The 13194-nt window shown below is 66.4% G+C and carries 9 protein-coding genes; 7 read left to right on the forward strand and 2 right to left on the reverse strand.

Going from position 1 to position 13194, the window contains the following annotated elements; all coding sequences use genetic code 11:
- Nucleotides 1–11 precede the first annotated feature (11 nt).
- The 4 genes from AB0M65_RS06805 to AB0M65_RS06820 are packed head-to-tail and all read left to right on the forward strand — an operon-like array spanning nucleotide 12 to nucleotide 6285.
- Nucleotides 12–2450, forward strand: a complete 2439-nt coding sequence (locus AB0M65_RS06805) for a non-ribosomal peptide synthetase (protein ID WP_364022574.1) — start codon at nucleotides 12–14, stop codon at nucleotides 2448–2450.
- The gene (locus AB0M65_RS06810) at nucleotides 2447–4360 is read left to right on the forward strand and encodes a cobalamin-dependent protein (protein WP_364022577.1); all 1914 of its coding nucleotides are present in this window, start codon (nucleotides 2447–2449) and stop codon (nucleotides 4358–4360) included. Before AB0M65_RS06805 ends, AB0M65_RS06810 begins: the two co-directional genes overlap by 4 nt.
- Nucleotides 4350–5483, forward strand: a complete 1134-nt coding sequence (locus tag AB0M65_RS06815) for an acyl-CoA dehydrogenase family protein (protein WP_364022580.1) — start codon at nucleotides 4350–4352, stop codon at nucleotides 5481–5483. The genes AB0M65_RS06810 and AB0M65_RS06815 overlap by 11 nt, the downstream gene beginning before the upstream one ends.
- Before the next feature lie 25 nt (nucleotides 5484–5508).
- Nucleotides 5509–6285: an alpha/beta fold hydrolase gene (locus AB0M65_RS06820; protein ID WP_364022795.1), complete on the forward strand. Its 777-nt coding sequence runs from the start codon at nucleotides 5509–5511 to the stop codon at nucleotides 6283–6285.
- A 329-nt stretch (nucleotides 6286–6614) separates the two neighbouring features.
- Here the strand turns inward: AB0M65_RS06820 and AB0M65_RS06825 are convergent, their stop codons facing one another.
- Entirely contained in the window at nucleotides 6615–7817 is a 1203-nt protein-coding gene (locus tag AB0M65_RS06825) for an acyltransferase (protein WP_364022583.1), read from the reverse strand.
- Nucleotides 7818–8022: 205 nt separating this feature from the next.
- Entirely contained in the window at nucleotides 8023–9540 is a 1518-nt protein-coding gene (locus AB0M65_RS06830) for an MFS transporter (protein ID WP_364022586.1), read from the reverse strand.
- A gap of 375 nt (nucleotides 9541–9915) precedes the next feature.
- Here AB0M65_RS06830 and AB0M65_RS06835 point away from each other — a divergent pair, with 375 nt between their 5' ends.
- The 3 genes from AB0M65_RS06835 to AB0M65_RS06845 all read left to right on the forward strand — a co-directional run bounded on the left by AB0M65_RS06835 (nucleotide 9916) and on the right by AB0M65_RS06845 (nucleotide 13189).
- Nucleotides 9916–10419, forward strand: a complete 504-nt coding sequence (locus AB0M65_RS06835; RefSeq protein WP_364022589.1) for a dihydrofolate reductase family protein — start codon at nucleotides 9916–9918, stop codon at nucleotides 10417–10419.
- Nucleotides 10420–10565: 146 nt separating this feature from the next.
- Nucleotides 10566–11741 carry an epoxide hydrolase family protein gene (locus AB0M65_RS06840; protein WP_364022592.1) on the forward strand — a complete coding sequence of 392 codons (1176 nt, stop codon included), beginning with the start codon at nucleotides 10566–10568 and terminating at the stop codon, nucleotides 11739–11741.
- 35 nt (nucleotides 11742–11776) lie between these two features.
- The gene (locus AB0M65_RS06845; protein ID WP_364022595.1) at nucleotides 11777–13189 is read left to right on the forward strand and encodes a nucleotide disphospho-sugar-binding domain-containing protein; all 1413 of its coding nucleotides are present in this window, start codon (nucleotides 11777–11779) and stop codon (nucleotides 13187–13189) included.
- Nucleotides 13190–13194: the final 5 nt, after the last annotated feature.

A 13194-nucleotide genomic window follows, 5' to 3' on the forward strand; every position in this document is an offset into this window, starting at 1 on the left:
AGGCAACTTCGATGTCAGGAATCGAAATCGAGCCTGTGGCGCTGTTGCGGGCAGCTCGGCCGGTGGGGGAATCGGACATCGCGTCGCGGGTGACGCTCCCGTTCCCGCTCGGCTGGCCCGGCCACGAGGCAGGGGAGTTCCGGTCCGAGAGCGTGTCGGTGGCGTTGGACGCGGTGAGCCTGGAGCGGCTCCGTGCGTTGGCGTCGGCGGCGTCCGGCTCACCGGTCGACACGGTCGTGACCGCCACTTCCGTGCTGCTGGCTCGATTCACCCGGAGTGCCGACGTGGCGGTCGCCGTCGTCGCGCGGACGATCGGGGACACCCCGCCGACGGTGTCGGTGATGGCCGAAGAGCTGTCGTTGGACGTGAGTTTCGCCGAGGCACTGGAGAGGATCGCGGCGGGGGAAGGGCTGCCGGTTCAGCAGCTCGCACCGGGCCGTGACGGTGTGCCGATCGTGGTGGCTCCGGGCGGGACAAGTTTGTCGCCGCTGTCCTTGGCGGGTACGACGTTGTGGCTGACGGTCGACGACGATTTCGCCACGACCCTGTATTACGACGCGGGTTCCTGGTCCCGTGCGGTTGCCGAGAAAATCGCCGGGCACCTCGCCGCGCTGCTCCGCGCCGCGGCCGCCGAACCGGCGCTGCCTGTCGCCGACCTGGATATCGGCGCCGAGGCGGGCGCGGAGTTCCCGGACACGGCGGTCGCCTACGAGGACCTGACGTCGGCACCGGAGCGGTTCGTGTGGTGGGCCGAGCGCGCCCCTGATCAGCTGGCGGTCGTCCACGGCGACGTCGCCTGGACGTACGGCGACCTGCTCGAGCGGGTGTCGCGGCTGCGAAACGTACTCGCCGCGAACGGGGTCGGGCCGGCTACCCGGGTCGCGCTGCTGCTGGACCGCTCGCCGGAGCTCGTCGCGGCCACACTCGCGGTTTCGCTCAGTGGCGCCGCTTATGTCGGGCTCGACCTCAACGAACCCGGCCCGCGGCTGGCGACGATGCTCGACGACGCGGACTGCCGTCTGATCCTCACCCGTGCCGCCGACGACTCGCGCCTGCCGGAGGGCGACCACACTGTCGTCGTCGTCGACGAGGTCATCGAGGGGCAGGGGAGGGCCGGCGAGTTCGTCAGCCCCGCGCCCGGGGATCCTTGCTACGTCACGTACACGTCGGGTTCGACAGGCGTCCCCAAGGGCGTGCTGGTGCCGCACCGGGGTTTGACCAATCTCGTCAACTGGTACCAGGAGACCTTCGAGGTCGTGCCGGGAGACAGGATGCCGCAGCTGGCCAGGCCGTCGTTCGACGGGTGGTCACTGGAGGTATGGCCGTGCCTCGCGAACGGCGCGACCTTGTGCATTCCCGACGAAGGGATCCGGCGTTCCGCCGTCGAACTCGCGCGGTGGCTGTGCCGCGAGGAGATCACCACCTGCTTCCTCACGACCGCGCTCGGCGTGGAACTGTTCGGCCAGCCGTGGGCCGAGCTCGGCCCACGGCTGCGCTCGTTGCTCGTCGGTGGTGAGAAGCTGCCCGCATACCCGCCGCCGGGTCTGCCGTTCCGCCTCTACAACGTGTACGGCCCCACCGAGACTTCGATGCTGGCGACCTGCGGCGAAATGAGCACACCGGGCTCCGGGGCCCCGCCGATCGGCACCCCACTCGCCAATGTGCGGGCCCGGGTACTCGACGAGCGGCTTTCGCCGGTTCCGGCAGGAGCCGTCGGTGAGCTGTACCTGGGTGGGGAAGGCGTCGCGCTCGGCTACCTCAACCGACCGGAGTTGACCGCGCTGAAGTTCGTCGATGATCCTTCGGGTCGCCAGTACGCGACGGGTGACCTGGTGCGCGTACGGCCGGGCGGATCGATCGAGTTCGTCGGCCGTGTCGACACCCAGGTGAAGCTTCGCGGATTCCGCATCGAGCTGGGAGAGGTCGAGGCTGCCGTCCGGTCACTGCCGGGCGTGCGGGACGCGGTCGCGGTGATCCACCCGCCCGAGTCCGGTGGCGGCAGACTGATGGCGTACGTGCGGCCGGACCCGCGCCGGCCACCTGACGGCTCCGAGCTGCGGGCCAGGCTGAGCGAATCGTTGCCCGACTACATGGTGCCGTCCGAGGTGACGGTGCTCGACGCGTTCCCGCTCACCCCGCACGGTAAGACCGATCGCGGCGAGCTCGCTCGCCGTACCCCGTCGGGCGGCGGGGACGGGGACGCGCCCGCGACCGATCTGGAACGGGTACTCGCCGAGCTGTGGTGCGAGGTTCTCGCCATCGGCTCGGTGAGCCGTGAGGACAGCTTCTTCGACCTTGGCGGCGACTCACTCACGGCGATGCGGCTCGCGGCAAAGGCCCGTGCCCGCGGTATCCGGCTCGGCGCCGAACATCTGTTCGAGTACGAGGTATTGCACGAACTGGCGGCCGAACTTGAGCAGGGCGAGACGAATTCCGGAGAAGCGGCATGACGACAAGGCACGTCACTTTCGTAGAACTTCCCCTGTACCCCAACACTTTGCCGCTGGCTTCGGGATATCTGCAGGCCTTCGCGCAGCAGGACCCGGAGATCGCGGAGACGTTCACGTTCGAGATCCATTCCTCCCCGTCGACCACGCCGACCGAGACCATTCTCGAGCAGCTGCTTTCGGGTGACACCGAGGTGTTCGCGCTGAGCTGCTACCTGTGGAACATGCGCGCGGCGAAGCGCCTGCTCGACGGGATCCTCGCCGCACGGCCCGACGCCCACGTCATTCTCGGCGGCCCGCAGGTGATGAACCACGCGACCGAGTACATCCCCCACGGGAGCGATCGGGTCGTGGTCTGCAACGGCGAAGGCGAGCAGACCTTCGCCGCGTACCTACGCGCGCTTCTCGCTCCGAAACCGGATTTCCATCCGGTGCCCGGTATCAGCTTCTTCGCGGGCGATGAGCTGGTCGACACGGACAAGCCCGCGCGGCTGAAAGAGCTCGACGAGATCCCCTCACCGTTCGCCGCCGGGGTGTTCGACGGCGGCGAATACACGTTCGCGGTGGTGGAGACCAACCGAGGGTGCCCGTTCAGCTGCTCGTACTGCTTCTGGGGCGCGGCGACCAACGACAAGGTGTTCCGCTGGGAAGAGGAACGGGTCTTCAAGGATCTCACGTGGCTCAGCGAGCACGGCATCGAGAGCATTTTCCTTGCGGACGCGAACTGGGGCGCGTTGCCGCGCGATGTGGAACTGACCCGGCATCTGGTGCGCTGCAAGCAGAAGAACGGCTATCCGATGATGGTGTCGATGCAGGCGGCCAAGAACCGGCCCGACCGGGTCACCGAGATCACCGAGATCCTCGTCGACGGGGGAATGCTGGCCAGCCAGCCGGTTTCGCTGCAGACCTTGAGCCCCGGCACGCTCGAAATGGTGCAGCGCGCCAACATCAAGGAAACCACCTACGTCGAGCTGCAGAACAAGCTCAAGGAGAAGAAGATCAGCTCGTACACCGAGCTCATCTGGCCGCTTCCCGGTGAGACGCTGGAATCCTTCCAATCCGGGATCGAGCGTCTGTGCCAGTCGTCGGCCGACGCGATCGTCATGTATCCGCAGCTGTTGCTGCGCAATACCCCGATGTACGAGCGGCAGGAACTGCTCGGCATCAAGACCGTGCGGGTCGAGGACCCGGTGGCGGAAGCCGACGTCGTGGTGGGCACCAAGTGGGTCTCCAGGGAGGACTACGAGGCCGGCGTCTGGTTCGCCTACGCGGTGATCACCCTGTACAACGCGCGTGCGGCGCGGCTGATCGCCACCGAGCTGGAGCGTGACGGCACCTGTTCCTGGGGCGAGTTCCTCACCGCGGCGGTGGAATACTTCCAGCGGCATACCGACAACCCGATCTGCGAGTTCTTCGCCGACTCGGTGACGAACCTGCGTAACTACGACCTCAACAACACCGGCAAGGTGCTGCATATAGTGCTGCACTCGCACCGGGCGGAACTGGACGGACTGCTGCGCGACTTCCTCACCGAGCGCGGCTGGCTCGCCACCGAAAGGCAGCGGATCGCCTTCGAGCTCGATCTCGTCGCCCGCCCTTATGTCTACCGCGAACCGGTGTCTCCGCCGTCGATCGAGCTGGAGCACGTCACCGTCGTGAGCCGCTCGCGCTACCAGGTGGAACTCGAAGTACCCGGGTCGGCCATGGATCTGATCGGGGCGCCGGACGGTTCGGAGGGCACTCGCGTCCGCCTCGACCACGTCGGCCGCCGGAAGATGCCGTACCCGCGCCACCGGAGTCTCGACCACAACGCGGCCTACTGCCAGGGGATGATGAACCGGCTCCGCGACATCGTGCCGTCGTGGGCCACGGTGGCGCCGGATGGGAACCTTGGGGTTCTCAATGCGGCGTGAGTTGTTCCGCGGCGAGCACGAAGAATTCCGCGAACTGGTGAAGACCTTCCTCGCCAGGGAGGTCCTGCCACACTACGCGCAGTGGGAGTCCGACGGGCTGGTCGACCGCGATGTGTGGCGGGTGGCAGGCAAGCACGGCTTGCTCGGCATGGACGTCGACGCCGCCTACGGTGGCGGCGGCGAGTCCGACTATCGCTACCACGTGGTGATTTCCGAGGAGTTCGCCCGCGCCGGAGTCCATGCGCCGTCGCTGTCGCTGCACAACGAGATCGTCGGGCCCTACCTGCGCACCCTGACCACCCCGGAACAACGAGGGCGCTGGCTGCCGGGGTTCTGCTCCGGCGAACTCGTGACCGCCATCGCGATCACCGAGCCGGACGCGGGCAGCGACCTGAGCAGGATACGCACCACCGCGCGCCGGTCGGGCGAAGATTTCGTCCTCAAGGGCCGGAAAACGTTCATCTCGCATGGGGAACAGGCGGACCTGCTGCTCGTGATCGCCAGAACCGGGTCACGCGACACCGAACTCAGCCTGCTCGCCGTCGAAGGCGGCGCACCGGGACTCACGGTGGGTAAACGAATCGACAAGCTCGGCATGCGCGCGCTGGACACGTGTGAGCTGGCGTTCGACGACGTGATCGTGCCCGCCGAGAACGTGCTCGGCACCGCGGGGCGCGCGATGGCCTACCTGATCCGCAATCTGCGGCAGGAACGTCTCTGGATCGCGACGTCGGCGCTCGCGGGCGCCGAATCGGTGTTCGAAGAGACCGTGCAGTACTGCCGTGAACGCGAAGTATCCGGCGGCACGCTCGTAAGTCACCAGCACACCCGGTTCGTACTCGCCGAACTCGCCACCGCGCTCGCGGTGGCACGGACCTTCACCGACCGTTGCGTGGCCGAGCACGCCGACGGCCTGCTCGGCTCCGAGGACGCGGCAATGGTCAAGTGGTGGAACACGGAGCTGGCACGGCGGACCGTCGATCGATGCCTGCAATTGCACGGCGGATACGGATTCACGCGCGACTTCCGGGTCGGCAGAGCCTTCGTCGACACCCGGGTGCAGACGATCTACGGCGGCACCACCGAGGTCATGAAGGAAACCATCGCTCAGTCGCTGATCTGAGTGAAGCCGGGAAGGAACGCTGATGATGGCTCGGGGTCCTTTGTGGTATCAGGCATTCGAAGCGAGGCCCGATGCGCGAGTGCGGCTGTACTGCCTGCCGTGCGCCGGCGGGGGAGCGTCGATGTTCCGGCCATGGATGCCTTTCGTCCCGGACTGGGTCGAACTCAGGGCCATCCGGCTGCCCGGCAGACAGGCCAGGCACCGAGAGCCCGCGTTCGAAGACTGCGAGACCGCCGCACAGGCGGTCGCAGAGTGGCTGTCGGCTGAGGAAAGGCCGTACGCGTTGTTCGGCCACAGCATGGGAGCGATGCTGGCGTACCGAGCCACCAGGATCCTGCAGGCGGAAGGTTCGGCATTGCCCGCGCTGCTCGCGGCCGCGTCCTGGCCCGTTCACGGGGTGCCGCACGACACGATGCCGGATCCCGCCGACGACGATGACGCCTTCTGCGCGAAAGCGGCCGGACTGGCAGGCCCGGCGACGGATCTGCTCGACGCCCCGGACGTCCGCGCCTTGGTGCTGCCGGTGATGCGAGCCGACTTCCGGCTGTGCCGCAGCTACGTCTACCGCGAGGAAGCCCCGCTGCCGGTGCCGGTGTCGGTATTCGGCGGGGACGACGACCCGGTCACTCCCGCCGAAACGCTGTCGGACTGGAAAGAACACGGCGAACAGGTCCTCGGACCGCGACTGTTCCGCGGTGGCCATTTCTTCCTGCAGGAGCACGTCGGTGACCTCACCGCGGCGGTGATGACCGACCTGGCTGACGTGCTGGGGACGAGCAGTGGCGGCGGTCAAGCGAGGTAGGTCCAAGTGCGCGGATCCGACCCGCCCGCGTCTTCGGCCGGGTGGTTTATCGAGGGTAAGTCAAACGTGGCGTGTCCTGAAGGCCCCCTTTGAGACGTTCAACGTCGCAAAGGGGGCCTTCAGGACATCAGGCTTGGCCAATGTGGCATTGGAGACACTGGGCGTCTCCAATGCCACATTGGGAGCATGGCTGGCTCCCGACCACCCTCCGCGCCCGGCAACGGAAATCCCCCCTGCCGCGGGCGCCGACCCCACCCGTGCCACCTTCGCAATAACACAAGAAGAATGCCCCGGCCGGACCCCGGCCGGGGCATTCGACTGAACGTTCCTCAGGGGCGCGCGGACGACAGCGGCGGTTGCGCCGCCGTACGCCGGGGCCGGGACCACCGGCGCATGATCGGGCGCTCGACGAGTACGAACAGCAGCCAGGACACGAACAGGCAGAGCAGGAAGCCGCCGACGAGGACCGCGATTCCACCCAGTGTGCTGAATTGCTTGGCCTCGTACATGCCGCCGACTCCCCATTGACCGCTGAACGCGGCGTGCAGGGAGAAGAACACGGTGACGTGGACGAGGAAGAACGGGTAGGAGAGATCCCCGAGCCAGACCATCGTCTTGCGGTTGAAGAAGTTCTCCTTGCCCGCGAGGTCGGACGCGGCCATCGAGGTGATCAGCAGCGAAACGGGAATGAGCGCCACCGCCTGGAAGCCCGCGATCATGTCGAGGGGCAAGGTCGCGAGGAAAACCACCACCAGCATGAGCAGGGGCACGATCGGCCGGATCGCCGGCCAGCGGCCTGTCTGCAGGATACGGGCCATGACCATGCCCGCCCCGAACTCGAACATCCGCCCCGGCGGGAAATAGAACGAGAACCACTGCTGCGGCCAGGAAACCCCGCCGTCGGAGAAGAAGCTCATCGGCTCGTCCGGCAGGAACACGCGAGCGACCACCGGTACGAGCAGGGCGCCCACGGCCATGATGCCCGCCCACATCCATAGCCGGTTCGCGCGGATCTTCTTGACCAGGAAGAACAAGAGCGGGAATGCCGCGTAGAACAGCATTTCGACCGACAGTGACCAGGTGGGACCGTTGGCCGAGTAGAGGAGGAAGTTCGGATCCGGCAGCCACGACTGCAGGAGCGGGAGGCTCACGAGGAATTCGGTCCCCATGATCTCCCGGCCCGCCAGTAGCATCATGACGAGGATGATCGCGCAGATCAGGAGGTGGTTCGGGAAGATGCGGAAGAACCGCCGTCGCCAGAACAAGCGCGCGGTGTCGTTGGGTTCGGACGACCACGTCAGGATGAACCCGCTCAGGATGAAGAACAACGAGAGCGCGATGACGCCCATGTTGCGGGTGATGAACAGGTACGACTCGTTGATGTCGTTGTCGATGAAGAGCGGGTGAACCATGCCGTGGCTGATGAACACCAATACTGCCGGGATGAACCGCAGTGCAGTCAGTGAAGGAAGTCTTGTCCTCGCTTTTCCAGCAGGTAGTCTCATCGATCTTGTTTCATTTGTGGTCGCCATAGTGACCGTCCTTTCACCGGAACCCGGGAACACGATTTCCTCCCGTCCTCAGGACATACGATCGCAGGGAGTGAAATCCGTTCGCGTCTCCCGGAATGCGCTGGTCCGCCCTCGGCGGGAACAAAGAAGCCGGCCGCCCGCGGACAAGAATGGAGCTCCTTGTCCGCGGGCGGCCGGTTGAGGGATGCCGCCTGCCAGGTCCGGGTCAGACCTTTTCGGCGATTTCGGCCGGCTCGGGAGCGCCGTCGGTGCTCTTCTCCGCACCGTCGGCGTCCTGCGTGCTTCCGGTGGGGGGAACGTGCCGCAGCCCGGTCGCCGCGAGCACGGCGATCCCGACCATGAGGACCGCCATGATGGTCGCGACGATGCTCACCCCGCTGCTGAACGCCTCCTTGGCGGAGGCGATCACGCTGGCGCCCGCTTCGCCGGGGATCTGCCCGGCCGTGGCGAACGCTCCGGCGATACTCTCCGAAGCCGGGCCGGCGACGTCGGCCGGTGTACCGGCCGGAGTCTCGAACGCGCCGCGATAGACGGCCGTGCCCATGAGCCCCGCGACCGCGACACCCAGCGCCACCCCGAACTCGCCACCGGTCGACTGCAGCGATCCGGCCGAGCCCGCCTTCTCCGGCGGCGCGGACGACATGATCAGATACGGCGTGATCATGCCTGCCGGGCTGCCACCCAGGTAGATGATCGTGATGCCGATCAGCACCGTCGAGGCGCCGGCGGTGGGACTGACCTGGGTGAGCACCACCATGCCTGCCGCGGCGAGCAGGCAACCGACGGCGAGCACGTAGCCGGGCTTGACCTTCTGGGCGATGACGTTGCCGATGTTGCCGACGACGACCATTCCAAAGGACGGGATCAGCAACCAGACGCCGATCTGCACCGGCGAGAGCCCTTCGACCAGCTGCAGGTGCAGCGAAGCCATGAGGTCGATGCCGCCCATGACGAACGCCAGTACCGTCGCGATGATCAAGGCCGCGGACACTGTGCGGTTGGAGAACAGGCTCAGGTCCAGCAACGGGTTCGTCAGCCTACGCTGACGCCGGATGAACACCACGAGGCTGACGACGCCGACCACCACCGCGATGATCGGGAGCGCCGCCACGCCGCCCCTCGCCATCTCCTTGAGGCCGAAGATGAGCGGCAGGATCGCCAGGAGGGACAGGGCCACACTGAACAGGTCCAGCTTGCCGGCCTCCGGGTTGCGGGACTCCGGCACCAGGATCGGTCCGGCGATCAGCAGCAACAGCATCACCGGAACGGCCATCAGGAAGATCGAGCCCCACCAGAACGCGCCCAGCAGCAGCCCGCCGATCACCGGGCCGAGAATGACACCGAGCATGATGGCGGTGCCCCACGCGGCCATGGCGGTCGCCATCTGCTTGGGGTCCTTGAACATGCTCTGCAGCAACGCGAGCACGGTGGGAGCCACGGTCGCACCCGCGATGCCGAGCAGCGCGCGCGAAACGATCAGCATTCCGGTCGACGTCGAGTACGCCGCCAGGATCGAGGCGATGATGAACACCACCGCGCCGACCAGCAGGACCTTTCGCCTGCCGATCTTGTCACCCAGGGTTCCCATGGTGACAAGGAACCCGGCGATCAGGAAGCCGTAGATGTCGACGATCCACAGCTGCTGGGTGGCACCCGAGCCGAGGTCGGCGCTGATGTGTGGCAGTGCCAGGAAGACCGCGGAGATGTCCACGGTCGTCAGCATGGTTGGCAGACATAGGACCACCAGCCCTAACCACTCACGCCACCCGGCCTTGGCAGAAACGTCGGCTGTGGTCATGTCCTAAGTCCTCTCCTTCGGTGCTTCCGTACCGCTGTACCGGTCTGGATACCTAGCGTCGCGGTGGTGGAGCACCCAGCGCATCTCATGTTGTGCTTCATTGCGGTGCGAGGGTCGCCGAATCCCGGCAAAGCCTGTACGGATCTCACCGTTCCGCAGCGGGCGGATCCGCCCATCTTCGAAAGTGCGGACCTTCGTGATGCGAGGCAATCGCGAAGGCGTTCCGGGGGGTACCGCCATGTGACTCTCGAAAGCGCTGGCACAGAGCAGCGGGCATCGAAGGAGAGGCGAGGAGAGCGCATGACTACGGTTGTCGCGGGGATTTCCATGTCACAGGACGGGTTTCTCGTCGATCGCGCGACTGGGCCGGATCAGGTCGTCGAGTGGTGCGAAGGCGGCGGCGCCATTGTGGCGGGCAGGCGCACGTTCGACGCCGCCGACTGGACCGCGGTGCGTTCGGCGCGCATCCCTGTTTTCGTGGTGACGCATTCGGTGCCGGCAAAGGACCGGTACGACGACGGTTCGTTCACCTTTGTCACCGACGGCGGAGTCAAAACCGCCGTGGCGCGGGCAAAGATGCTCGCGGGCGCGATGGTGGTCGGCCTTGCCGGAGCGAACATCACTTGGCAGGCGGTCAACGCGGGGCTGGTCGACGACCTCCGGGTCACCGTGGTTCCCGTGGTGATGGGGAATGGAATCCGCATCGACGAGACCACGCACGTCCCAGTGCGGGTCGAGGGCCCGCGTGGCGTCGAAGGAACCGGTGTGACCCACGTTTCGTATCGCGGTGCGAGCGCTGCGTGACAGCGGGCGTGCGTGCGGGCGGGCCGGACTCCTCAGGACAGCGGGCAGGCTCCGCAGAATGTGAGACGTCGGCCGTGGTGAAAACGGCGAGAATACGAGTCTCGACCGGCCTCATTGACAGAAGGCGCGGTGTCGGAAGGTGACTAATGCGACCATTTCAGCTTGATGTTCCCGAGAACCAGCTCGAGGATCTGCGGCAGCGGATCGCCGCGACCCGGTGGTCGCCGGACGTGCCGGGAATCGGCTGGGAGCGCGGTGTTCCGCGTGACTACCTGGAAAAGCTGGCGGACTACTGGCGCACCGGCTACGACTGGCGCGCCATGGAGGCCCGGCTCAACGGCATACCCCAGTACGTCACCGAAATCGACGGGACGAACGTGCATTTCGTGCACGTGCGCTCGCCCGAGCCGAACGCCAAACCGCTCATCATCACACATGGCTGGCCGGGCTCGTTCGCCGAGTTCCTCGAGGTGATCGGGCCGCTCACCGATCCCGCCGCGCACGGCGCCAGTCCGGACGAGGCCTTCCACCTTGTCATACCGGCGATTCCGGGATTCGGGTTCTCCGGCCCCCTCTCCGAACCCGGCTGGACCGTGCCCAGGATCGCCAAGGCATGGGCCGAGCTGATGCGCCGGCTCGGCTACGAGCGCTACGGCGCACAGGGCGGGGACTTCGGATCGGTCATCTCGCTGGAACTGGGACGCGTCGATCCGGAACACGTCATCGGGGTGCATTCCAACATGCTGGCGGTGTTCCCGTCCGGTGACCCGGCGGAACTGGCGGATCTCAGCGAGCAGGATCAGGTTCGGCTGGGGCGGCTGGCGCGGTTCGACACCGAGGGCTCGGGCTATTTGAAGCTGTTGTCGACCAGGCCACAGACTCCCGCGTACGCACTCAACGATTCCCCGGTGGGCCAGCTCGCCTGGATCGTCGAGCGGTTCAAGGAATGGACCACGCCGGACGGCGTTCCCGAAGACGCACTGGATCGTGACGCGCTGCTGACCAACGTGATGATCTATTGGCTCACCGGTACCGTCGGTTCGTCCGGGCACCTGTACTACGAGGTCCTCGAGCAGCAGAAGCTACAGATGTCCTCTCGGGCGGCAGGTCTGATCGAAGGGCATCGAGAACTGCCCATCACCGTGCCGGTCGGTGTCGCCGTATTCCCGAACGACTGTTTCCTGCCCATCAGGCGGCTGGCCGACCGGGACATCAAGACGATCGTGCACTGGCACGAATTCGACCGCGGGGGGCACTTCCCGGCCATGGAGGTCCCGGACCTCTACGTCGACGAGGTGCGCACCTTCTTCCATTCGTTGTGATCGCCGAATCAACCAACCCGAGGGAGAGAACCTCTATGCGAGTCCTGATCCCCGTTGATCCATCGCGCGCGCATCTATTTCCGATAGTTCCGATCGCGTCGGCGCTGCGGAACGCGGGACACCAAGTACGGTTGGCGTCGTGGGAGGGTTTCTGCGACACCATCAGTGCCGCGGGGCTGACCCCGGTCGCGCTCGCGGAGGGCACCACGCTTTCGCCTCACCTTGCCCCTGGTGCTCCGGAACCTCGGCACCCGGACGAATCGGAGCGTTACGCCGACATCCTCGGCATCACCGACTTCGAACTCCGCGACCAGTGGCATGTCTTCTATCAGCAGCTGCTCGTACCGGTCGGCAATTCCCTGCGAGCCGACCGGCCGGAGACCGATGATCTCATCGAGTTCGCCCGTTCCTGGCGGCCGGATCTGGTGATCTGGGACTTCACCCAGCCCGCGGGTGCGGTGGCCGCACGGGTGTGCGGTGCCGCCAGCGCCAGGATGCCACCGGGGCGGGACAACTTCGGCTGGGGACTCGAGCAGCTCGCGGAACACCGTGAGGAGCTCATCGCCGCCGGACTGGATGACAATCCACTCGCGACCCTCGTCCGCCCGGTGGCGGAGCGGTACGGCGTCGAGGTCGATGACGAGCTTCTGGTCGGGCAGTGGACGATCGACATCTACCCCGAAGGCATGGGCCTGCCTACTTCGTTGAAGAAGGTTCCGATGCGTTGGGTTCCGTTCAACGGCTCGGATGCCTTCCCGAAGTGGCTGCACGAGCCGGCGACGCGGCCCCGGATCGCGTATTGTCTCGGTGAGTCCACCAGGCGATTCATCAAGGGGGACTGGGACCGCACACCCATCCTGCTGGAGGCACTGTCCGGTTTGGACGTCGAGGTGGTCGCCACCCTGAACGACGTCCAGCTCGACGGGGTACCCGTTCCCGCCAACGTCCGGGCCGTCGACTGGCTGCCGCTGTCGAACGTGATGTCGTCCTGCTCGGCGTTGATCCACCATGGCGGTGGAGGAACTTACGCGGCAGCGGCGGCCGTCGGCATCCCGCAGCTCGTCTGCGACACGGAGGAGTCCATTCTCCTGCGCATCGCGGAGGAGGAGGACGCGCCGGAGACCGGCACCTTCCGCACTGAGAAGGAACACGGTGTCCAGGACGTGTCGGACGCGCGCAAACCGACTCCGTGGATCATGCCCGCGAAGAAGATGGAAGCGACGCCGTGCTCCAACTACGTCATCGACCGCGGCGCCGGTATCCGGTTGAACCATCGGGCGTTCACGGTGGAGGACCTGCGAAAGCAGATTTCCGCCGTGCTGACCGAGGAATCCTATCAGGACGGTGCACGGGTCGTGCACGAAGAATGGAAGGCCATGCCGCTTCCGGCTGAGGTCGTCCCCGTACTCGAAAAGCTCACCGCGGAGCACCGAAAAACCGTTCGGTAGCGGCC

Origin of the sequence: Amycolatopsis sp. NPDC051071 (assembly GCF_040682875.1) — a bacterium.
Lineage (GTDB): Bacteria > Actinomycetota > Actinomycetes > Mycobacteriales > Pseudonocardiaceae > Amycolatopsis.